Annotated in this window: 16 protein-coding genes; 6 read left to right on the top strand and 10 right to left on the bottom strand. The window is 73.1% G+C overall.

Annotated features, from left to right (window positions below; genetic code table 11):
• Window positions 1-109 precede the first annotated feature (109 nt).
• Window positions 110-883: a hypothetical protein gene (locus ACFV4P_RS07705; RefSeq protein ID WP_380468390.1), complete on the top strand. Its 774-nt coding sequence runs from the start codon at window positions 110-112 to the stop codon at window positions 881-883.
• Between the two features lie 7 nt (window positions 884-890).
• Here the strand turns inward: ACFV4P_RS07705 and ACFV4P_RS07700 are convergent, their stop codons facing one another.
• Entirely contained in the window at window positions 891-2,156 is a 1,266-nt protein-coding gene (locus tag ACFV4P_RS07700; protein WP_380468388.1) for a right-handed parallel beta-helix repeat-containing protein, read from the bottom strand.
• A gap of 100 nt (window positions 2,157-2,256) precedes the next feature.
• Here ACFV4P_RS07700 and ACFV4P_RS07695 point away from each other — a divergent pair, with 100 nt between their 5' ends.
• Together ACFV4P_RS07695 and ACFV4P_RS07690 are read left to right on the top strand one after the other, a co-directional pair.
• Entirely contained in the window at window positions 2,257-3,408 is a 1,152-nt protein-coding gene (locus tag ACFV4P_RS07695) for a Dyp-type peroxidase (RefSeq protein ID WP_380468386.1), read from the top strand.
• Window positions 3,405-4,310, top strand: coding sequence for a hypothetical protein (locus ACFV4P_RS07690; protein ID WP_380468384.1), 906 nt, complete (start codon window positions 3,405-3,407; stop codon window positions 4,308-4,310). The genes ACFV4P_RS07695 and ACFV4P_RS07690 overlap by 4 nt, the downstream gene beginning before the upstream one ends.
• 37 nt (window positions 4,311-4,347) lie before the next feature.
• On the opposite strand, the gene ACFV4P_RS07685 is transcribed toward ACFV4P_RS07690, so the two are convergent.
• Genes ACFV4P_RS07685 through ACFV4P_RS07665 form a run of 5 tightly spaced genes read right to left on the bottom strand, consistent with a single transcriptional unit; the run spans window position 4,348 to window position 10,625 of the window.
• Window positions 4,348-5,424 (bottom strand): XdhC family protein, encoded by a 1,077-nt coding sequence (locus ACFV4P_RS07685; protein WP_380468383.1) that lies wholly within the window; start codon window positions 5,422-5,424, stop codon window positions 4,348-4,350.
• A 34-nt stretch (window positions 5,425-5,458) separates the two neighbouring features.
• On the bottom strand, window positions 5,459-6,889 hold the full coding sequence (locus ACFV4P_RS07680) for an NCS2 family permease (RefSeq protein ID WP_380468381.1): 1,431 nt from the start codon (window positions 6,887-6,889) through the stop codon (window positions 5,459-5,461).
• Window positions 6,890-6,904: 15 nt separating this feature from the next.
• Entirely contained in the window at window positions 6,905-9,253 is a 2,349-nt protein-coding gene (gene pucD / locus ACFV4P_RS07675) for a xanthine dehydrogenase subunit D (RefSeq protein WP_380468379.1), read from the bottom strand.
• Window positions 9,250-9,753: a (2Fe-2S)-binding protein gene (locus tag ACFV4P_RS07670; protein WP_380468377.1), complete on the bottom strand. Its 504-nt coding sequence runs from the start codon at window positions 9,751-9,753 to the stop codon at window positions 9,250-9,252. The genes pucD and ACFV4P_RS07670 overlap by 4 nt, the downstream gene beginning before the upstream one ends.
• Window positions 9,750-10,625 carry an FAD binding domain-containing protein gene (locus ACFV4P_RS07665; protein WP_380468375.1) on the bottom strand — a complete coding sequence of 292 codons (876 nt, stop codon included), beginning with the start codon at window positions 10,623-10,625 and terminating at the stop codon, window positions 9,750-9,752. The genes ACFV4P_RS07670 and ACFV4P_RS07665 overlap by 4 nt, the downstream gene beginning before the upstream one ends.
• A 352-nt stretch (window positions 10,626-10,977) precedes the next feature.
• Between ACFV4P_RS07665 and ACFV4P_RS07660 the strand changes: the two genes are divergently transcribed.
• Window positions 10,978-12,513, top strand: coding sequence for a PucR family transcriptional regulator (locus ACFV4P_RS07660; protein WP_380468373.1), 1,536 nt, complete (start codon window positions 10,978-10,980; stop codon window positions 12,511-12,513).
• A 7-nt stretch (window positions 12,514-12,520) separates the two neighbouring features.
• On the opposite strand, the gene ACFV4P_RS07655 is transcribed toward ACFV4P_RS07660, so the two are convergent.
• The 3 genes from ACFV4P_RS07655 to ACFV4P_RS07645 all read right to left on the bottom strand — a co-directional run bounded on the left by ACFV4P_RS07655 (window position 12,521) and on the right by ACFV4P_RS07645 (window position 16,403).
• Entirely contained in the window at window positions 12,521-13,744 is a 1,224-nt protein-coding gene (locus ACFV4P_RS07655) for an acyltransferase (protein ID WP_380468371.1), read from the bottom strand.
• Between the two features lie 2 nt (window positions 13,745-13,746).
• Window positions 13,747-15,822 (bottom strand): bifunctional polysaccharide deacetylase/glycosyltransferase family 2 protein, encoded by a 2,076-nt coding sequence (locus ACFV4P_RS07650; protein ID WP_380469121.1) that lies wholly within the window; start codon window positions 15,820-15,822, stop codon window positions 13,747-13,749.
• A gap of 107 nt (window positions 15,823-15,929) precedes the next feature.
• Entirely contained in the window at window positions 15,930-16,403 is a 474-nt protein-coding gene (locus ACFV4P_RS07645) for a hypothetical protein (protein ID WP_380468369.1), read from the bottom strand.
• Between the two features lie 335 nt (window positions 16,404-16,738).
• Between ACFV4P_RS07645 and ACFV4P_RS07640 the strand changes: the two genes are divergently transcribed.
• The gene (locus ACFV4P_RS07640) at window positions 16,739-17,698 is read left to right on the top strand and encodes a glycoside hydrolase family 16 protein (protein ID WP_380468367.1); all 960 of its coding nucleotides are present in this window, start codon (window positions 16,739-16,741) and stop codon (window positions 17,696-17,698) included.
• Between the two features lie 81 nt (window positions 17,699-17,779).
• Here the strand turns inward: ACFV4P_RS07640 and ACFV4P_RS07635 are convergent, their stop codons facing one another.
• The gene (locus ACFV4P_RS07635; protein ID WP_380468365.1) at window positions 17,780-18,862 is read right to left on the bottom strand and encodes an alpha/beta hydrolase; all 1,083 of its coding nucleotides are present in this window, start codon (window positions 18,860-18,862) and stop codon (window positions 17,780-17,782) included.
• 282 nt (window positions 18,863-19,144) lie between these two features.
• On the opposite strand from ACFV4P_RS07635, the gene ACFV4P_RS07630 reads away from it, so the two are divergent.
• A complete protein-coding gene (locus ACFV4P_RS07630; protein WP_380468363.1) occupies window positions 19,145-20,251 on the top strand; it encodes an ROK family glucokinase in 1,107 nt (368 codons plus the stop codon).
• Window positions 20,252-20,358: the final 107 nt, after the last annotated feature.

The raw sequence follows: 20,358 nt of genomic DNA, 5'->3' as shown, positions 1-20,358 counted from the left end.
GAGGTCAGTGAGCGCCGCGCGCACTGACGCGAGGTCAGCACCACCGAGGGGCCCCGGGATACTCTCCCGGGGCCCCTTCCCCACGACACCGAGAAGTGAGACGACCCCGATGGCATCCGACAAGAAGCGCCCGTCCCGGCGCAGCCTGATCGTCACCGCCGTGGCGGCGGCCGTGCTCGCGGGCGGCGGGGTGACGGCCTGGCAGCTGGCGGGCGGCGGGGAGGAGGCCCGTCCGCTGTCCACCGACGAGGCGTCCCGGCTGGCGATGTCCCGGCTGAAGGTCTATCAGGCCAGCCCGGTGCGGGTGACGTTGAAGGCGCAGGAGGGCGACGGCATGGTCGTCGAGGTGCAGGGCGTGGTGGACTACCGCAGCAAGCACGCGGCGGGCAGCTACACCGTCACGGGCAAGGACGGCACCAGCGACCAGGGTCTGGTGGTGTGGGACGCCGGCGGCCTCGGCCTGGCCAAGGCGCCCGCGGGGGCGAGCGGCCCGGCCTGGGAGCAGGCCGAGCACGTGCCGCGGTCCGGCTGGTCGTCGCGCAGCTACGGCACCGACCCGCTCGACGCCGGTCTCAACATGCTGATCCAGCTCGGCGCGGACCGTCCCGACAACCCGCTGCTGCTGGCCCAGGCCGGCCCGCGCTGGCTCGGCAGGGACCGGATCGACGGCCGCGACTACGACCGGATCGCCGGCCCGCGCTCCCGCGACGCCGCCGACAAGGACAGCGGCACCTCGCCGATCACCTACTGGATCGACGCCGACGGCGGCCTGCTCCGGATCACCATGCGGATGGCCGGCCTCGGCACCCCGACCACCCTGGACATCGGCGGTCAGGACGCCGGGGCCAAGCTCCCGGAAGCGCCCTGGGCGACGGCGGGCTGAGGTGGCGTCAGGCGGCCGTCGGCAGCGGGTAGCTGTCCGGGTCGACCTTGCCGGGCAGGTCCACGGCGGGCACGGCCGGCGCGTTCGGGTCGTCCATGGACGGCTGCGCGGGCGGCGCCGGCACCGCGTTGAACGCCATCCCGGGCGGCGGCTGCACCCCCACCGCGCGGCCCGGCGGGACCTTGCCGCCGCCGCTCGCCCCGCACGCGGCCAACTGCTCCAGGCCGGCGGGGCTCTGGGTGCCCGGGTTGTTGCCGGCGAAGCAGTTGCCCGGGTCGGCGGCCGAACTGACCAGGTCCACACCGTTGTTGACGGCCTTGTTCGCGGTCACCCGGTTGCCCGAGGCGGGGTGTCCGGTCGGGTCGGTGACCACGATGCCCGCGGCACGGTTGCCCTGGACGAGGTTGCGCTCGACCCGGTTGTCGGTGCCGCCGCCGATGCCGATGCCGATGCCGAAACCGCCGTCGGCCTGCTGCGGCGAGTCCGCCGAGTTGTTGTCCGCGATCACGTTGCCGGCGATCACCGCGGCGTGCTGCGGGGCCAGCGACTCCAGGTCGTTGGAGTTGATCGTCACGCCGACCCGGTTGTTGACGGACCGGTTGCCGACCACGGTCAGGTTCTCCGAGGCGTTGGTGATCTCGATGCCGACCGCGTTGCGCTCCACCGTGTTGCCCCGCACCAGGGTGTTGCACGGCTTGCACTGGCCGACGTAGATCCCCGAGTCGGCCATCCCGGACGCGTAGGAGTCCTCGATGATCCCGTCACGCGCGTCGAACGCGTAGATGCCGTACAGGGCGTTCCCGTACGAGGTCACCTTGCTCGCCCGGAAGCCCTGCACCGCCGGGAACCGGGTGGTGTCCAGCGGGTCGTACGCGGAGCCGCCCGCGCCGTGGCGCTGCAGCTTCTCGTCGGTGACGCCGGTGAACAGCACGCCGTTGGCGAGGAAGCCGCGCACGGTGAGGTTCTCCACCACGGTGCCCGCGCCCGTCGCGGTGATGCCGTTGATCAGCTTCAGGTCGCCGTCGAAGACCACCGTGTTGCGGTCCGCACCACGCAGCACGATGCGGGGCTTGGTGATCCGCACGCTCTCCTTGTAGACGCCCGGGTGGACGAGGACGAGATCTCCGGGGTTGGCGACGTCCACCGCGCGCTGCACCGTCGGGACGTCCTCGGGCACCTGGATCACCGTGCCCGGCGGGTGACGGTCGGCGGACGGCGACGCCGACGAGGAGCAGGCGGCCAGCGCCGGAAGCAGCAGACCCAGTGCTATCACGCCGACCCGGAGACGGCGCGGACCGGTCCGTCGGCGTACCAACAGGTGGAAATCATGGAGGAGTTGCATGAAACGTGTTCTATCGTCTCCAATAGCGCCCATGCACATCGAATCGGGGAACCCGCAGGACACCGCGGCGTCCGCCCGGCCCCGGATCGGCCGCCGGGCCCTGCTGTCCGCCGGCGCCGTGCTGGCCGCCGGGGCGGGCGCGGCCGCGGCCACCGCCCTCGGCCGTGACCCGGCCGCGGCACCCGCCGCCACGCCCCCCGCCGTTGTTCCCCACCACGGCGCACGGCAGTCGGGATTGACGTACCGTCAACTCCCCGCCACCAGGCTGCTCGCGCTCGACCTGCCCGAGGCCGCCGACCGCGACGCGCTGCGCGGCCTGCTCGCCGCCGTCGACAAGGTGCTCGCGGCCGCGGCCGACGGCAGCCTCGCCGACCCGCGACTGTCCGCCGCCCCGATCTCCTCGCTGGCCGCCGTCGGCCCCGCGCTGGCCGCCCGGCTGAAGCTCCCCGCGCCCGCCGAACTCGCCGAACTGCCCGCCTTCCCAGGCGACCGGCTCGACGCCGGGCGCAGCGGCGGCGACCTCCTCCTCCAGGTCTCGGCCGAACACCCGTGGACCACCGGCGTCCTGACGGAGCACCTGCTCGCCGCCGCCAAGCCCTCCGGGGCGACCCTCCGCTGGAACCAGGCCGGGTTCCTGCCGTCCGTCCCCGACGGGGAGACCCCGCGCAACCTGTTCGGTTTCAAGGACGGCAGCGCCAACCCCGACCCCGCCGACCCCGGCCTGTGGAACGCCGACGGCACCATCCTGGTCTACCGCCGGATACGCATGGACACCGCCGCCTTCGCCGCTCTCCCGGCCGACCGTCAGGAACTGTCGATGGGCCGCCGGCTGATGTCCGGCGCCCCCCTCACCGGCGCCGCCGAACACGACGACCCCGACATCTACGTCAAGCACCCCGACGGCTCCTACGTCATCCCCGTCGACGCCCACGTCCGGCTCAGCAGCCCCCGCCTCGACGGCGGCGCCCGGATGCTCCGCCGCGGCTACTCCTACGACGACACCCCCGACGACCGCGGCCTGCTGTTCTGCGCCTTCATGCGCGACCCCGCCCTCTTCACCCGCGTCCAGAACCGCCTCGCCGCCAACGACGCCCTCAACCCCTTCCTCACCCACACCGCCTCCGCCACCGCCTGGGTCCTCCCCGGCTCCCACCCCGACCGGCCGCTCGGCGCGACGCTGTGACCGGCGGGGGCAACGCGCGCCTCCGTGGCGAAGTCCTGCTGGACGTCGGGAGCCCGGCGGAGTACCGGGCGGTCGTCCACCGGTTCCTCACCGATGTGCTGGACCGCTTCGAAGGCCCGTTGAAGGCCCGGGTCGAGGAGCTCGCGGCCGGGAAGGCCGGGCGGGTCCACGGCGACGCCCTCGCCGGTCGGATCCGGCTGACGGCAGCCTCCTCGGAGCTCGGCGGCATGCACCGGCACCGGCCGTGCAGTGCGGAGAACCTCGGGTGGCTCGCCGAACGGGCGGCGGAGGGCCGGACGGTGTCCGCGACGGCGACGGTCATCGGGCAGGGCGGGTTCACCGTCGACGTCGTGTGCCACCTGATGGCGTGGCGGGACGACGCGGACGAGCGGTGGGCGGTCCTCCACCTGGAGACGCCGATCTCCGCCCCGCTGGTCCGCGCCGTGGTGGAGAGCATCCGCAACGTGGCGGACGGGGCGGACCCGGTGTTCGGATCCGTCGGGTACGGCGGAGACAGGACCTGCACCGAGCTGGAGAGCGCGCTGGGCCTTCGCGATCTCGGCGACACCTACGACGACGCCCGGCGGATCCTCCGCGGCTACGACTGGATCACTGTCGTGCCACGCCAGTTGGCGGCCGAGCACGGCGGCGCCGCCGCGTTCGCCGGGGCGCGCCTGTCCGCCGTCGACGAGCTTCCGTCCGGCGCCCTGTGGCTGCGCGCCACCGAGGAGTTCGCCGACTACCGCGGCTCGGCGGTGTGGGCCGTGTTCGAGGCGCTGGCCCCCATGCTCCCGACCGGCCTGCCGGTCGAGCGGGAGCAGCTGGGCGTGCCGCGGCAGGCGAGCCCGGTGGTCCTGGAGGACGCCGCGAAGTACGGCGCGACGCGGGCGTTCGATTCCTGATCCGTAGTGGCCGACAGGGAGCCGGGCGAGGACGCCGTCACGGGCGGCCGGCGTGGTGGATCGGGCCCTCGGTGGTGGTCAGGGGGAGGTGGGTGCCGCCGTGGGTGTGGGCGATGATTTCGGCGGCGATGGCGACGGCGGTCTCCTCGGGGGTGCGGGCGCCGAGGTCGAGGCCGATGGGGGAGTGCAGGCGGGACAGTTCGGCGGGGGTGAGGCCGGCTTCGCGGAGGTGGGCGAGGCGGTCGTGGTGGGTGCGGCGGGAGCCCATCGCGCCGACGTAGGCGACGGGCAGGCGCAGGGCGCGCTCCAGCAGGGGGAGGTCGAACCTGGCGTCGTGGGTGAGCACGCACAGGACGGTCCGGGCGTCCAACTGCCCGGCCTGGGAGTCGAGGTAGCGGTGCGGCCAGTCGACGACGACCTCGTCCGCGTCGGGGAAGCGGCGGCGGGTGGCGAACACCGGCCGGGCGTCGCACACCGTGACCCGGTAGCCGAGGAACGCGCCGACCCGGGCGACCGCGGCGGCGAAGTCTATGGCGCCGAAGACCAGCATCCGGGGCGGCGGGACGTGCGAGTCGACGAAGAGCGTGGCGTCGCCGAGCCGCAGCAGGCCGGTGCGTCCGGCCGCGAGCATCGCCCGGACTTCGCCGACGGCGTGCGGCAGCGGCAGGCTGCCGTGGGCGGTCCCGGCGGTGACGGCGAGCGTGCCGCCGAGGAGCGCCGACGGCCCGTCGATCACCCGGGCCAGTGCGACGGGCGTGCCGGAGACCAGAGCGGCGAGGGCCGCGTCCAGGCCGGGGGCCGGGCCGAGGACCGGCTGCACGAGGACGTCCAGCGACCCGCCGCAGGTCAGCCCGACCGCGAACGCGTCCTCGTCGCTGTACCCGAAGTGCTCCAGGACCGGCACGCCGGAGGCCAGCGCCTCCTCGCACAGCGCGTACACCGCGCCCTCCACGCACCCCCCGGAGATCGACCCGACGGCCTCGCCGTCCGCGTCCACGGCCAGCGCCGCGCCGGGCTCGCGCGGGGCGCTGCCGGAGGCCCGGACCACGGTGGCCAGGGCGAAGGGCCGCCGGGCGGCGTGCCAGGCGTGGAGTTGCGCGGCGATGTCCTGCACGAGTGCTCCTTGGGGCCTGCCGGCCGGACAGGCCCTAGTGGACGCCCAGCCAGGACTTGATCGGGGCGAGCGCGAAGTAGGCGGCGAACACGAAGGTGAGGATCCACATCAGCACCCCGGGCTCGCGCCACTTCCCCGTGCCGGCCTTGACGACGGTGTAGGAGACGATGCCGGCGCCGACGCCCGCGGTGATGCTGTACGTGAACGGCATGACCACGCTGGTGAGGAACGCGGGGACGGCGACCTCACGGTCCGACCAGTCGATGAGCCGGGCCTGACTCATCATCAGCGAGCCGATCACCACCAGGGCGGCGGAGGCGACCTGCACCGGGACGATGGCGGCGAGCGGGGAGAAGAACAGCATCAGGGCGAACATGCCGCCGACGACGGTGGAGGCCAGGCCGGTGCGGGCGCCGTCGCCGACGCCGGTCGCGGACTCCAGGAAGACGGTCTGCCCGGACGCCCCGGCGACGCCGCCGATCGCGCCGCCCGCGCCGTCGATGAACAGCGCCTTCGACAGGCCCGGCATCCGGCCCTTGGCGTCGGTGAGCCCCGCCTCGGTGCCGACGCCGATGATGGTGGCCATCGCGTCGAAGAACCCGGCCAGCACCAGGGTGAACACCGCGACGGTGGCGCTGATCGCGCCCATGCCCTGCGCGCCGAACGCGCCGAACAGGTCGACGTGGCCGAAGAGCCCGAAGTCCGGCGCGGAGACCGGCGATCCGGGCCACACCGGCGCGGAGCCGCCCCAGTCGTCGGCGGTCAGGTCGGCGACCTGGTCGACGATCATCGCCGCACCGGTGCCGATCGCCAGCCCGATCAGGATCGCGCCACGCACGCCGCGGGCCAGCAGCACGAAGATCAGCAGCAGGGTGAGGCAGAAGAGCAGCACCGGCCAGCCCTCCAGCTCGCCGAACGGGCCGAGGGAGAGCGGGGTCGGGCCGCCGGTGTGCACGAACCCGGCCTTGACGAAGCCGACGATCGAGATGAACAGGCCGATGCCGATGGTGATCGCGTGCTTCAGCGGCAGCGGAATGCCGTGCATGATCTTCTCGCGCAGGCCGGACACCACCAGCAGCACGATCAGCAGGCCGTAGATCACACACAGCCCGAACGCCTGCGGCCAGGTGGTGTGCGGCACCACCAGCGCGGAGATCACGCCCGAGACGGACAGGCCGGCGGCCAGCGCCAGCGGCACGTTGCCGACCACGCCCATCACGATCGTGGTGACGGCCGCGGCGAGTGCGGTGGCGGTGGTCACCTGGGCGTGGTCGAGCCGGTGGCCGGTGACGTCCGCGCCGCTCAGGATCACCGGGTTGAGCAGGATGATGTAGGCCATCGCCATGAAGGTGGTGAGGCCGCCGCGCACTTCGGTGCCCACGGTGGAGCCGCGCGCCGAGATCCTGAAGTACGTGTCCAGCGCGCCGCGCGAGGTGGGGCCGGGCTCCACCGGGGTCTGTGCCATGTCGGTTCCCAAGGATCAGAGAGTCAGGTGCTCCGGCCGGACGGGGATGCGGTTCAGCGCCTTCCCGGTGGCCTGCCGGATCGCCGCCACGATCGACGGGGTGGCGGAGACGGTGGGGGCCTCGCCGACGCCGCGCAGTCCGTACGGGGCGTGCGGGTCGGGCAGTTCGAGGAGCTCCACCGGGATCGGCGGGGTGTCCAGAACGGTCGGGATCAGGTAGTCGGTGAACGAGGCGTTGCGCACCTTGCCGTCCGTGACCACGATCTCCTCCATCACCGCCAGACCCAGCGCCTGCGTGCAGGCGCCCTGGATCTGGCCGACCACGGCGAGCGGGTTCAGCGCCCGGCCGACGTCCTGAACGGCCGTCAACTCGACCACCTTGACGAGTCCGAGCTCCACGTCCACGTCCACCACGGCGCGGTTCGCACAGAAGGAGTACTGGACGTGCCCGAAGCCCTGCCCGGTCTCCGGGTGCAGCGCGACGGTCGGACGGTGGCGGTGCACCCTGGTCCGCTCGATCGGCTCGTCGCCGAGCAGCTCCGCCAGCGGGGCCAGCACGCCCGCCGACGCGGAGACCACCCGGCCGCCGGCCAGCGACAGGTCGTCGTGCGTCCAGCCGTGCCGGCGCCGGCCGCGCTCCAGCAGCGCCTCCCGGACGGCCTCGGCGGCGAGCTTGACCGCGCCGCCCGTCATGTACGTCTGCCGGGACGCGGAGGTCGAACCCGCCGAGCCGATCTCGGTGTTGGCCGGGTGGATGGCGACCCGCTCGACGCCGAGCTCGGTGCGGGCGATCTGGGCGTGCACGGTGACGCCGCCCTGGCCGACCTCCGCGGCCGCCGTGTGCACCATCGCCACCGGCGCGCCGCCGATCACCTCCAGCCGGACCCGGGCGGTCGAGTAGTCGTCGAAGCCCTCGGAGAAGCCGACGTTCTTGATGCCCACCGAGTAGCCGACGCCGCGCACGATCCCCTCGCCGTGCGAGGTGTTCGACAGCGCGCCGGGCAGCGCCCGCCGGTCGGACGGGTCGAGCGGCGGCGGCAGCGGCCGGTCCTTGACGCGTTGCAGCAGCTCGGCGACCGGCGCGGGCGAGTCGACCTGCTGCCCCGTCGGCATCACGTCGCCCTGCGCGAGGGCGTTCAGCTGCCGCAGCTCCACCGGGTCCATGCCGAGCGCCGCCGCCAGCCGGTCCATCTGCGACTCGTAGCCGAACGCGGCCTGCACCGCGCCGAAGCCGCGCATCGCCCCGCACGGCGGGTTGTTGGAGTACAGCGAGATCGCCTGCATCCGCACGTTCGGGACGACGTACGGCCCGTGGCCGAGCGAGGCCGCGTTGCCCGCCACGGCGGCCGAGGTGGAGGCGTACGCGCCGCCGTCCAGCACGATCCGGCAGTCCGCGAAGACCAGCTTCCCGTCCCGGGTGGCGCCGTGCTCGTAGCGCATCCGCGCCGGGTGGCGGTGCACGTGCCCGAAGAACGACTCGTCGCGGGAGTACACGATCTTGACGGGCTTTCGGGTGTGCAGCGCCAGCAGGCAGGCGTGGATCTGCATCGACAGGTCCTCGCGGCCGCCGAACGCGCCGCCCACCCCGGCGAGGGTGAGCCGGATCTTCTCCTCCGGCAGGGCCAGCACCGGCGCCATCTGCTGCCGGTCCACGTGCAGCCACTGGGTGGCGATGTACAGGTCCACGCCGCCGTCCTCGGCGGGCACCGCGAGACCCGACTCGGGGCCCAGGAACGCCTGGTCCTGCATGCCGACCTCGTACTCGCCGGCCACGATCACGTCCGCCAGCGCCCGCACCTCGTCGGTGACGCCCAGGCCCGCCACCAGCCGCTGCTCGTGGCAGAGGTTGCCGTGCGCGCGGGCCTTGTACTCGTGCGGCTCGTGGACGTAGCCGTGGCGGCCCGGGTCGAGGCACTGCTCCTCGGTGGTGATCGGGGCGAGCACCTCGTACGCGACGGCGATCCGCTTCGCCGCCCGGCGCGCCGTCTCCGGATGGTCGGCGGCCACCAGCGCGACCGGCTCGCCCTGGTAGCGGACCTTGCCGACGGCCAGGGCCGGCTGGTCGGCGAACTCCAGGCCGTAGTACGGGCTGCCCGGGATGTCCTCGTGGGTGAGCACCGCGTGCACGCCGGGGACGGCCAGGGCCGCCGAGATGTCGATCGACCGGATGTTCGCGCGCGGGTGCGGGGAGCGCAGCGCCGTGCCCCACAGCATGTCCTCGTGCCACAGGTCGGAGGAGTACGCGAACTCGCCCTTCACCTTCAGCGCGCCGTCCGGGCGCAGCGGCGACCGCCCGATGCCGTCCTCGGACGCCTGGTCGATCTTCCGCAGGTTCTTCTCGCCCTGGATCGAACGGGTGGTCATGCCCCGCCCCCCTCGCCGGAGATGCCGGAGATACCGGAGATGCGGGCCGAGGCCAGCCGCACCGCGTCCATGATCTTCTCGTAGCCGGTGCAGCGGCACAGGTTGCCCGACAGCGCCTCGCGGATGTCTCCGTCGGACGGCCGCGGGTCCCGGGCCAGCAGCGCGTCGGTCTGCACCAGCAGGCCGGGCGTGCAGAAGCCGCACTGCACCGCGCCCGCCTCCAGGAACGCCTGCTGCACCGGGCCGAGCGCGCCGTCCGGGCCGGTCAGGCCCTCCACGGTGCGGACCTCCCGGCCCTGGACCTGACCGGCCGCCACCAGACAGGCGCAGACCGGGACCCCGTCCAGGTAGACGGTGCAGGAGCCGCACTCGCCCTGCTCGCAGGCGTTCTTCGACCCGGGCAGGCCGACCCGCTCGCGCAGCACGTACAGCAGCGACTCGCCCTCCCACACGTCGTCGGCCTCCACCCGCCGGCCGTTCGCGGTGAACACCACCCTCATGCCGTCCTCCCGAGCTGCTCGCGGTAGTCGTCCCAGCACCACGCCAGGGTGCGCCGGGCCAGCACGGCCAGGGCGTGCCGCCGGTACGCGGCGGTGCCCCGGACGTCGTCGATCGGGTCGGCCGCCGCCGCCACCAACTCGCCGAAGCGGAGCGGCACCTGCGGGTCGAGCGGCCCGCCGGAGGTCCAGTCCAGGGACTCCCGCAGGTACTCCTCGGCCTCCGGCGCGCGGCGCGGCGTCGGCGCGGCCGAGCCGATGCCGGTGCCGACCGTGCCGTCGGCCGGGTGCAGGGCCAGGGCGAACGCGCACACCGCGATCACCATCGCGTTGCGGGTGCCGACCTTGGAGAACTGCTGCGGGCCGTCGGCGACCGGAATCCGCACCGCCCGGATCAACTCGTCCGGGGCCAGGCAGTTCCGCTTCACCCCGAGGTAGAACTCGTCGATCGGGATCAGCCGCACCCCGCGCACCGAGTGCGCCTCCACCCGCACCCCCCGGCCCGCCGCCAGCAGCGGCGGATGCGCGTCACCCGCCGGCGAGGCCGCGCCCAGGTTGCCGCCGACGCTGCCCCGGTTGCGGATCTGCGGCGAGCCCACCGTCCGCGCCGCCGTCGCCAGCCCCGGCAGCGGCCCCGACAACTCGTCGATGATCCGCGCGTACGGCACCGCCGCGCCCAGCCGCACCGACGCGCCGTCGCTGCTCCACTCCGCCAACTCGGCGACGCGGTTCAGGTCGAGGACCGCGGGCGGCCGGCGCAGGTCGAAATTCAACTCGACCATGACGTCGGTGCCGCCGGAGATCGGCAGCGCGCCGGGGTGCTCGGCCATCGCCGCGAGCGCCTCGTCCCAGGACGCGGGCCGAAGGAACTCCATACGGGTGACTCCTCTCTTCGCCGACTCCCGTCGCCGACTCCCGTCGCCGACTCCCGTCGCCGACTCCCGTCGCCGACTCCCGTCGCCGACTCCCGTCGCCGACTCTTTCGCCGACGGACGGACGCGGCCGGGGACGCCCCGGCGGCGTGCAGGCCAGTGAACCTCCGCCACCGGGGCCACCGGCAGTCACCGATGGCACGATCGCCGACGGTGCGCCGCCGCACCGTCCTGTACGTTCGTCCAATGTGGACGATCCGCAGGCCCACCCGGGTCACCCTGGGCCGTCCCCGCCCCGGAATCACCCCCACGAGCACCCGCACCACCCGCCGCACCGTCACGAAGGGCCCCGTCCATGCGCGTCCGCGACCTGCTCGCCCCCGGCGCACCCCGACTGCGCCTGCTCGCCGGCGAGGACGAACTCGACCGGCAGGTCACCGGCGTGATGACCACCGACCTCCAGGACCCCGGCCGGTTCCTGCACGGCGGCGAACTCGTCCTCACCGGCATGCTGTGGCGCACCGCCCCCGCCGACTCCGCGCGCTTCGTGCGCACCCTGGTGGCGGGCGGCGCGGCCGCGCTCGGCGCCGGCGAGGTGGAGGTCGGACCCGTCCCCGACGACCTGGTCGAGGCCTGCCGCCGGCACCGGCTGCCGCTGCTCGCCGTCCCCGACGACATCGCCTTCGGCGCCGTCACCGAGTACGTCGGCCGGCACGTCTCCGCCGGACGGGCCGCCGACCTCGCCGCCCTCGTCGACCGGCACCGGCTGCTGGTCTCCGCCGCCGGCGCGGGCGGCCTGGACGCCGTCCTCGACCTGCTCGGCGGCGACCTCGACCTGGACTGCTGGGTGCTCACCCCCACCGGCCAGGTCGTCGCCGGGACCGCCGACCGCCTCGCCCCCGCCGACCGCGACCGCCTGGCCCGCGCCCACCTCGCCGCCCAGCAGCGCGGCCACCGCCCCCCGCACCGGGTCCGGCTCGCCGACGGCGCCTACTCGCTGCTGCCCGCCGCCGAGACCGCCGGCCCCACCCCGCTCGCCGACTGGATCCTCGTCCTCGCCGGCGACCTCGCCGAATGGCCTGCCAAACGCCGCCAGCTCGCCGACAACCTGGCCCGCCTGGTCGCCGCCGAACGCGTCCGCCGCGACGAGAGCCGCCGCCTGCGCCGCCGGATCGCCGACGAACTCCTCTCCCTGCTGCGCCGCGACGCCGACCCCGCCGAGATCGGCCGCGCCCTGCACGGCGAGGGCCACGCCCGCCGGCTGGTGCTGTCCGCCGACGCCACCGGACTGCCCGACGGCGCGCTGCGCCCGATCCTCGAAGAGGCGCTGCTCGGCACCGCCCTGGTCGCCGCCGCCGGCCCCACCGGCGCCGTCGCCGTGCTGCCCGCCCCCGACGCCGCCGTCCCCGCCGACGAGGTACGGGCCCTGCTGGCCCCGCTGGAAGCCGGACTCGACGCGGAGCAGCGGATCGCCGTCGGCGTGTGCGCGCCCACCGCCGATCCGGCCGGGCTGCGCGGCGCCCTCGACGAGGCCCGGCACGCCCGCCGGGTCGCCGACACCCGGGCCGGCCGGATCCGGGTCGCCGGCCCGGAGGAACTCGCCTCGCACGTCCTGCTGCTGGCCGCCGTCCCCGACGAGGTCCGGCGCACCTTCCGGGCCCGGCTGCTCGACCCCGTCACCGTCTACGACGAGGAGCACCAGGCCGACCTGCTGCACACCCTCGCCGCGTTCCTGCGCGCCGACGGCTCCTGGACCCGCTGCGCCGCCCAGCTGCACGTGCACGTCAACACGCTGCGCTACCGGATCGGCCGGATCGAGGAGCTCACCGGCCGCGACCTGTCCCGGCTGGAGGACCGGGTGGACTTCTACCTGGCCCTCCAGATCGCCTGACGGCCCGTCAGGCGTTGCGCCGCCGGCCGCGCGGGCGGCGCGGGTACGGGAACAGCCGCGGCCTGCGCTTCGCCGCGACGTCCTCGACCCAGCCGAGGGCCGTCACCAGCACGGCGAGCACCGGGATCGCCACCAGCAGGCTGAACCACTGGCTGGTCAGCAGCCACCTGAGGTGCTGGTAGAAGAAGTCGACGTTCCACAGCGGGTCGATCAGCGGGATGGCCAGCACCAGCGCCGGGACGTGCCACAGGTAGACCGTGACGGCCCGCGAGTTGAGCAGCCCGATCAGGCCGTTCCAGCGCTCCAGCCGCGGCGGCCACTGCTCCCAGGACGGGCTGACGTGCAGCAGCAGCGCGACGAAGCCGAAGGACCACAGGGCCTGGGCGATCGGCCAGACCTCGATGTCGGTCGGCAGGGTCGGGTCGATCGGCCGGGTCTGGAGGTACCAGAAGCCCGCCACCATGATCAGCGGGGCGATCGACGGCAGCACGTACTGCGGGATCCGCCGCAGCAGCCCCTCCTGGTGGGCCATGCCGAGGATCCAGCAGGAGCCGAACATCGCGAAGTCGTTGACGGTCTCCCAGACGCGGCCGTACGGGAAGTCCTGGCCGGTGAAGAACGCGTTCATGACGATCACCAGCGCCAGCGGGGCGAACAGCGTCACCACCGGGAAGCGGCGCAGCGCCTTGAGCATCAGCGGCGACAGCAGCACGTACCAGAGGTAGGCCCGCAGGTACCACAGCGGCACCACCAGCTGGGAGGCCCAGCCGGTCTCCAGGTGCCCGCCGAAGCCGTGCAGCTCCGCCGCGTACGGGGGAGTGCTCAGCGGCAGCACCCAGAACGCCAGCTTCGCCCACCACCAGGTGGGGTGGCCGTCGGAGTCCGGGCCGCCGCCGTCGAGGACCTGGAGGGTGACCACGGCGGCGCCGAACAGCCACATCGGCGGCAGCAGGCGGCGCAGCCGGCCGCGGATGACGCCGAGCGCGGGGCGGCTCAGCGAACGCGTCATCAGCGAGCCCGCCAGCGCGAACATCACGCCCATCGACGGGAACACCAGCGGCAGCCAGAACCACTCGAAGTGGTGGTAGAGCACCACGCGGACCAGCGCCATCGCGCGCAGCAGGTCGAGGTAGCGGTCCCGGCCGGCCTTGCGCAGGGCCGGGACGAGCGTGTCCGGGGCGTTGTCGCGGCGCAGCTGCTCGGGGATCCGCAGCCGGATGGTGTCGCTCATGGTCAGGCCTCCACGGGGACAGCGACCTCGCCGGTGCGCCGGAGCTTGTGCCAGCGCAGCCGTCCACCGGTGAGCGCGGTGATGGTGGCCTGGAGCAGGACGATGTACATCAGCTGGCGGTACACCACCTGTTGCAGCGGCAGGCTGATCAGATGCCAGGGCTTCTCGCGGTCGAGCCGGAAGGCGTACCAGGACAGCAGGCCCTGGAGCAGGATGAAACCGCCCCAGCTGGCGAGTGTGATCGAGGCGTCCGTGAACAGCACGCCGTACAGCAGGAACAGGTCCATCAGCGGCGACAGCAGCGGCGCGACCACGCCGAACAGCACCACCATCGGCAGCCCGATCCGGCCGAAGCGCCCGGCCGGGCCGCGGGAGACCACCGCGCGGCGGTGCTTCCACATCGCCTGCATGGAGCCGTAGCTCCAGCGGTAGCGCTGCGACCAGAGCTGCTGGAGGCTCGCGGGTGCCTCGGTCCAGGCGCGGGCGCGCTCGGCGTAGACGACCCGCCAGCCCTCGCAGAGCACCGCGATGGTGATGTCGGTGTCCTCGGCGAGGGTGTCGTCGCTCATCCCGCCGACCTGCCGCAGCGCCTCCTTGCGGAACGCGCCGACCGCGCCGGGGATGGTCGGGATGACGTTCAGCACGTCGTACATCCGGCGGTCCAGGTTGTGGCCGAGGACGTACTCGATGTGCTGCCAGGCGCCGATCAGGCTGTCCCGGTTGCCGACCTTGGCATTGCCCGCGACGGCGCCCACGTTCGGATCGGCGAACGGCTGGACCAGCTCCCGCACCGTGGACGGCTCGAACACGGTGTCGCCGTCCATCATCACCACGATGTCGTACGAGGCGGCCGCGATGCCGGCGTTGAGCGCGCTGGGCTTGCCGCCGTTGACCTTGCGGATCAGCCGGACGAACGGCAGGTCCATCTCCTCGACGATGTCCGCGGTGCCGTCCGTCGAGCCGTCGTCGATGACGATGACCTCGATCGGATAGTCGCTGGCGGCCAGTGAGTTGAGGGTGTTGGCGATGCACTCCAGCTCGTTGTACGCCGGGACGAGCACGGTGACCGGCTCGGTGACCGGCGGCCCCCAGGCGCCCTTGCGCTTGGAGCGGCGGGCGTGCACCGGGGCGAGGACGACCATCAGCGCGAACCGGCCGAAGTTCAGGAAGCCGACCAGCGCGAGCAGCCCGACCAGCAGCGGCAGGGTGTACACCGCGACCTGGGTGGCCCAGACGAAGCCCTTGCCCGCCCACAGCTGGAAGCCGTGCACCGGCACCATCGCGGGGGAGGCGCCCAGCGCGTCCGAGACGGTGGTGAAGCGGTAGCCCTCGCCCTGCAGCTTGACGATGATCTGCTCCAGCGCCTCGACGGTCTCGGCGCGGTCGCCGCCCGCGTCGTGCAGCAGGATCAGCTCGCCCGCGCCCGGCGTGGACGGCATCGCCGCCTTGACGATCTCCTCGACGCCCGGGCGCTTCCAGTCGTCGGTGTCGCGGTCGATGAACGCCGTCAGGTAGCCGTGCGCGCCCACGTACTTGATGACCGGGTAGTTCCAGTCGTCCATCGCGGAGGCGTCCGAGGAGTACGGCGGCCGGAACAGCGAACTGTGCACGCCCGCGACGCCGGCCAGCGCCAGCTGGGTCTGCGCCAGCTCCCAGCCGATCCGGGAGTGCGACTGGAATGCCAGGTCGGGGTGGGTGAAGGTGTGCAGGCCGATCTCGTGGCCGTCCGCGACGATCTGCCGGATCAGCTCCGGGTTGCGGGTGGTCATCGAGCCGGTCACGAAGAAGTCCGCGCGGATGTCGTGCGCCTTCAGCACGCTCAGGATCTTCGGCGTCCACTCCGGGGAGGGACCGTCGTCGAAGCTCAGCACCACGGTCTTGTCCGGGATCCGGTAGCTCACCGGGTTCGCCTTGTGCTCGCCGCGCGCGTCGATCACCGGGCCGCCCTTGAGCAGGTCCTCCGGGACGGTCGTCTTGTCGACGGACTGCGCGATCCGGGTGTCGTGGAACACCTCGTTGGTGGCGAGACCGCGCAGCACCAGCAGCACCAGCAGGCACGCCAGCAGGGACAGCGGCATCACGAAACGCAACGGCGGCGCGGCCAGTCGGCGCGGCCTCAGCAGGGACTGCCGCCGGCGCTGGTGGCGGGACAAAGGGCGCTCCTGGAAAGGGTGGTGCGAATGGATCAGGGGTGCTTGGTCGACGGCGCCGAAGGTTTCCCGGTGGTCTTCGAACCGCCGGTCGAGGCGCCCGGCCTGGGCGAGGTGGAGTGCGAAGGCGTCCGCGACGGCGAGGAGGACGAGGAGGGCGAGGACGGCGAGGACGAGGCCTCGGCCGACGGCGACGCCGACGGCGCGGGCTGCACCGGCCGGGCGGTCTGCGGGGGGATCTCCATCGCCGGGGCGTCCGCCTGAACGCCGATCAGGCTGCCGCCCATCGCCACCGCCAGCACCGCGCCCACCACCGACACCGGCCAGCCGAGACCGCGCAGCAGCCGGCCGCGCAGACCCGACTCGTCCACGAACACCGGTTCGGGCGGCGGTTCTTCGGCGAACGGCACCTCGGCGAACGGTGCCTCGGTGAACGGCTCCTGGAACCCGTCCGGGCCGGGCGCGCCGGGCGGAGCCGGGTACGCCGACGCGCGCTCGGAGGAATTCATGGCAGGGCGCACCGAGCGAGGCCTTTCAGGTGCAGGGAGGGAAGACCGCGGGAGCGTGACTCGAACGCTAGTGCACCGACCTGGGACGAATTGGTCCCGATGTCCACTTTCGACACCTTCTGGGTCAGGGTTGTGATCGGATCGAGACTCTTACCGCCACGTACTGGTATGCACCTGTGCACGGACCGTTGACCTCGGCCGATGGCCGCCCGGCAGGCCCTCCCGGCGGCGGCGCGGCCCGTGAGCCCCGTTAGGATGACCGCCTCCGACCGGTCGTCGATCCCCGCGCAACAGGCGTGTCCACAGCTGCCGCCGCTGCGCCCCAAGGAGCCCGTGTGCGCCAGTCCCGCCGCTTTCCCCGCCGTCGCGTGTGGAGCGTGATCGCGCTGCCCACCCTGCTGTGCGCGCTCGCCGCGTGCACCGGCGACCCCGCCGCCGGTGGGGACTCCGCCGCGAAGGGCGGGCCCGCCGCCGGCGGTTCGCCGACGCCGAGCGGGCCGCCGGGGACCCTGTTCGACACCTTCCACTACACCGGCCCCGACGACCCGAACCTCGCCGCGCACGGCTGGCAGGTCCGCGAGGGCGGCGGCGGACCCGGCATCAAGGACACCTGGACCACCGCCGGCGCGTCCTTCCCCGAGGACCAGAGCGCCAAGGGCGGCCGGGCGCTGCAACTGCGCTCCACCACCGACGGCACCAAGCAGGGCACCAAGCAGGTCGAGGTGCAGAGCACCGGCGGCAACCTGTTCCACGGGACCTTCGCCGCCCGGATCTGGTTCAGCGACAAGCCGTCCAGCGGCCGCACCGGCGACCACGTCGTGCAGACCTTCTTCCCGATCTCGCCCGAGGACTCCTCGGCGAACTACAGCGAACTCGACTACGAGTACCTGCCGAACGGCGGCTGGGGCGCGCCCGGCCCGAAGCTCGACACCACCAGCTGGTTCAAGGCCGACCCGCCCGACCGCGTCACCCACGCCGTCAAGCAGCGCCTGGAGGGCTGGCACACCCTGATGGTCACCTCGACGGACGGCAAGGCGGTCTACTCGCTGGACGGCAAGGAGCTGTTCACCAGCTCCGACAAGTACGTCGCCCGGGAGCAGATGGACATCCACTTCAGCAACTGGTTCATCGACCTGCTGCCCTCGGTCAGCGGCCCGCGCAGCTGGGACATGAAGGTCAACTGGTTCTACTACAAGGCCGACCAGGCCCTCACCGCGGCGGAGGTCCAGCAGACCGTGGACGGCTTCTACGGCGCGGGCACCGACTACGTCAACACCCTGCCGAAGAATCCCTGACCCCGGCACATGCGAAGACCCCGGCACACGCGAAAGGGCCCGGCCTGGCGGCCGGGCCCTTCCTGCTTCTGCGCGGGTGCGTCAGTGCTGGGCGGGGATGATCGTGGTCAGCCAGGTGAAGACGCCCGGGACCAGCTGCTTCCACACGTCGCTGCTGTGCGGGCCGGTGGTCTCCTGCACGGTCACCGTGGTCGGGGACTTGGCCGCCGCCTTCAGCGCCTCGCCGCCCTCCAGGCCGTCGCCCCTGTTGCCGGTGACGTACAGCGCGGTCTTCGGCGGGGTCTTGGCGTTCTTCAGGATGTTCAGCGGGTTGCTGATCTCCTTCAGGTGCGGGTCCTTCGCGGTCAGCGACTGGGCCTCCGCGCCCGGGTCGTTGTAGCCGGAGAGGCTGATGCCGGCCCGGTAGCGGTCCGGGTGCTCCAGCGCCAGCTTGGCCGCGCAGTGCGCGCCCGCCGAGTAGCCGGCCACCGCCCAGCGGTCCGCCGAGGGGTCCACCCGGAAGTTGTCCAGCACCATCTGCGGGACGTCCTTGGACAGCCAGGTGTCGGCGTTGACCTTGCCCGGCACGTCCGCGCAGCCGGTGTCGACGGAGTCGCCCAGCAGGTTGGTGCGCGGCGAGACCAGGATGAACGGCGCGACCTGCCCGCTCTGCATCATCGGCTTCAGCTGCTCGGACACCTTGAGCGTGCCGAACCAGGTCTTCGAGGAGCCCGGCCAGCCCGGCAGCAGCTCGACCACCGGGAAGGTCTTGTCCTTGTACGCCGGGTCGTTGTACTGCGGCGGCAGCCAGACCAGCACCTCGCCGTCGACGCCGGAGACCGCGCCCTTCAGGTCGGTGGTCTGCACGTCGTTCGGCACCTTGGAGTCGCCGACCGGCTTGAACTGCTGGACGACCTTGGTGTGCTGCTTGGAGTCGTTGCCCGGGGTGCCGGAGGCGCCGGTGTCGGCCTGCACGTTCGGCACCGCGCGGACGTGGTTGCCGGTGCCCAGCAGGTCGTCCCAACTGCCGTAGATCAGGTTGGCGTTGTTGACCATCACGAAGACCGTCAGCACCGCGGTGATCTGACAGAAGAGCAGCATCATGACCCTGGACAGGGCCTGGACGGGCTTCGGGCCACGCACCCGGCCCCACAGCAGCAGCGCCACCGCCAGGGAGATCGGCACCAGGATGATCGTCAGAATAAGGAACGGGGTGCCTGTCAGCTGCATCGGGTTCTCTCGAATCGGGTCGTCCGGCCGTCCGGGGCACGGTCCCCCGGTTCACACATCACACTTGTCAGACTGCGTCAAACACACGATCAGTTGCCGGCGACACCCGCAGAAACCTGAGAGGAACATCACGTTTTCGTGAGAATCCGCTGTGCGTTCGCGGCCTAGTCTGCCAGCTCGTCCACATCCCTCCCGCACCAGCCCACAGCTTTTACCGAAACCAGGAGCATTCATTCCGTGACCAGTGCCAACGGCCCCGCCCGCCCCGCCCTGCCGAGCCTGCTGGGCCTCGGCCCGCGTGCCGAACGCCGCCGCCGCACGCTGCCCGCCGGGGTGCTGCGTCTGCCGACCATCGGCGTGGACATCGGCGGCACCAAGGTGGTGGCCGGCGTGGTCGACGGGGACGGCAAGGTCCTGGAGCGGGTCCGCACCGAGACGCCCGACAAGAGCAAGAGCCCCAAGGTCGTCGAGGACGTCATCGTCGAGCTCGTCCTGCAGCTCGCCGACAAGCACGACGTGCACGCCGTCGGCGTCGGCGCGGCCGGCTGGGTCGACTCCGCACGCTCCACCGTGCTGTTCGCCCCCCACCTGAACTGGCGCAATGAGCCGCTCCAGCAGGCGCTCAGCGCCCGGCTGCGGTTCCCCGTCGTGGTCGAGAACGACGCCAACGCCGCCGCCTGGGCCGAGTGGCGCTTCGGCGCCGGCCGCGGCGAGGACCACATGGTGATGATCACCCTCGGCACCGGCATCGGCGGCGCGGTCGTCCGCGACGGCTACGTCGACCGCGGCAAGCACGGCCTGGCCGGCGAGTTCGGCCACATGCAGGTGGTGCCCGCCGGCCACCGCTGCCCCTGCGGCAACCGCGGCTGCTGGGAGCAGTACTCCTCCGGCAACGCCCTGGTACGCGAGGCCCGGGAACTCGCCGCCGAGGAGTCGCCCGTCGTGCAGCCGCTGCTCGCCCGGGCCGGCGGCAGCCCGCTCGGCATCACCGGCCCGCTGGTCACCGAGGCCGCGCGCGAGGGCGACCCGGTCGCCGTCGAACTGCTCTACGAGGTCGGCAGCTGGCTCGGCGTCGGCATCGCCAACCTGGCCGCCGCGCTCGACCCCGGCCGCTTCGTCGTCGGCGGCGGCGTCAGCGAGGCCGGCGACCTGCTGCTCGCCCCCGCCCGGGACGCCTTCCGCCGCACCCTCACCGGCCGCGGCTTCCGCCCCGAGGCCGACATCGTCCACGCCGCCCTCGGCAACGAGGCCGGCCTGGTCGGCGCCGCCGACCTGGCCCGCCAGGTCGCCCGCCGCTTCCGCACCGTCAAGCGCCGCCGGGTCGAGCGCGCGGCCGGTCGCTGACGCGGCAGCAGATACGGTTCGGCATACGGCAGTTGGCCGAACGTGCCGTTGTCGGGTGCACGGCGGGTGTGGGAGAACGGGAGACCGATGCCGTCCCAGGAGGCCGT

Origin of the sequence: Kitasatospora sp. NPDC059795, from assembly GCF_042732175.1 — a bacterium.
Classification (GTDB): domain Bacteria; phylum Actinomycetota; class Actinomycetes; order Streptomycetales; family Streptomycetaceae; genus Kitasatospora.
The sequence above is the reverse complement of the archived record's forward strand: the minus strand, read 5'-3'. Positions and strand labels throughout refer to the sequence as shown.

Excerpts from the sequence above, each read along its gene's own strand:
- ACFV4P_RS07705 (WP_380468390.1), top strand. The coding sequence starts at position 110 with ATGGCATCCGACAAGAAGCGCCCGTCCCGGCGCAGCCTGATCGTCACC.
- ACFV4P_RS07695 (WP_380468386.1), top strand. The coding sequence starts at position 2,257 with ATGCACATCGAATCGGGGAACCCGCAGGACACCGCGGCGTCCGCCCGG.
- ACFV4P_RS07680 (WP_380468381.1), bottom strand. The coding sequence starts at position 6,889 with ATGGCACAGACCCCGGTGGAGCCCGGCCCCACCTCGCGCGGCGCGCTG.
- pucD (WP_380468379.1), bottom strand. The coding sequence starts at position 9,253 with ATGACCACCCGTTCGATCCAGGGCGAGAAGAACCTGCGGAAGATCGAC.
- ACFV4P_RS07670 (WP_380468377.1), bottom strand. The coding sequence starts at position 9,753 with ATGAGGGTGGTGTTCACCGCGAACGGCCGGCGGGTGGAGGCCGACGAC.
- ACFV4P_RS07665 (WP_380468375.1), bottom strand. The coding sequence starts at position 10,625 with ATGGAGTTCCTTCGGCCCGCGTCCTGGGACGAGGCGCTCGCGGCGATG.
- ACFV4P_RS07660 (WP_380468373.1), top strand. The coding sequence starts at position 10,978 with ATGCGCGTCCGCGACCTGCTCGCCCCCGGCGCACCCCGACTGCGCCTG.
- ACFV4P_RS07655 (WP_380468371.1), bottom strand. The coding sequence starts at position 13,744 with ATGAGCGACACCATCCGGCTGCGGATCCCCGAGCAGCTGCGCCGCGAC.
- ACFV4P_RS07650 (WP_380469121.1), bottom strand. The coding sequence starts at position 15,822 with ATGCCGCTGTCCCTGCTGGCGTGCCTGCTGGTGCTGCTGGTGCTGCGC.
- ACFV4P_RS07645 (WP_380468369.1), bottom strand. The coding sequence starts at position 16,403 with ATGAATTCCTCCGAGCGCGCGTCGGCGTACCCGGCTCCGCCCGGCGCG.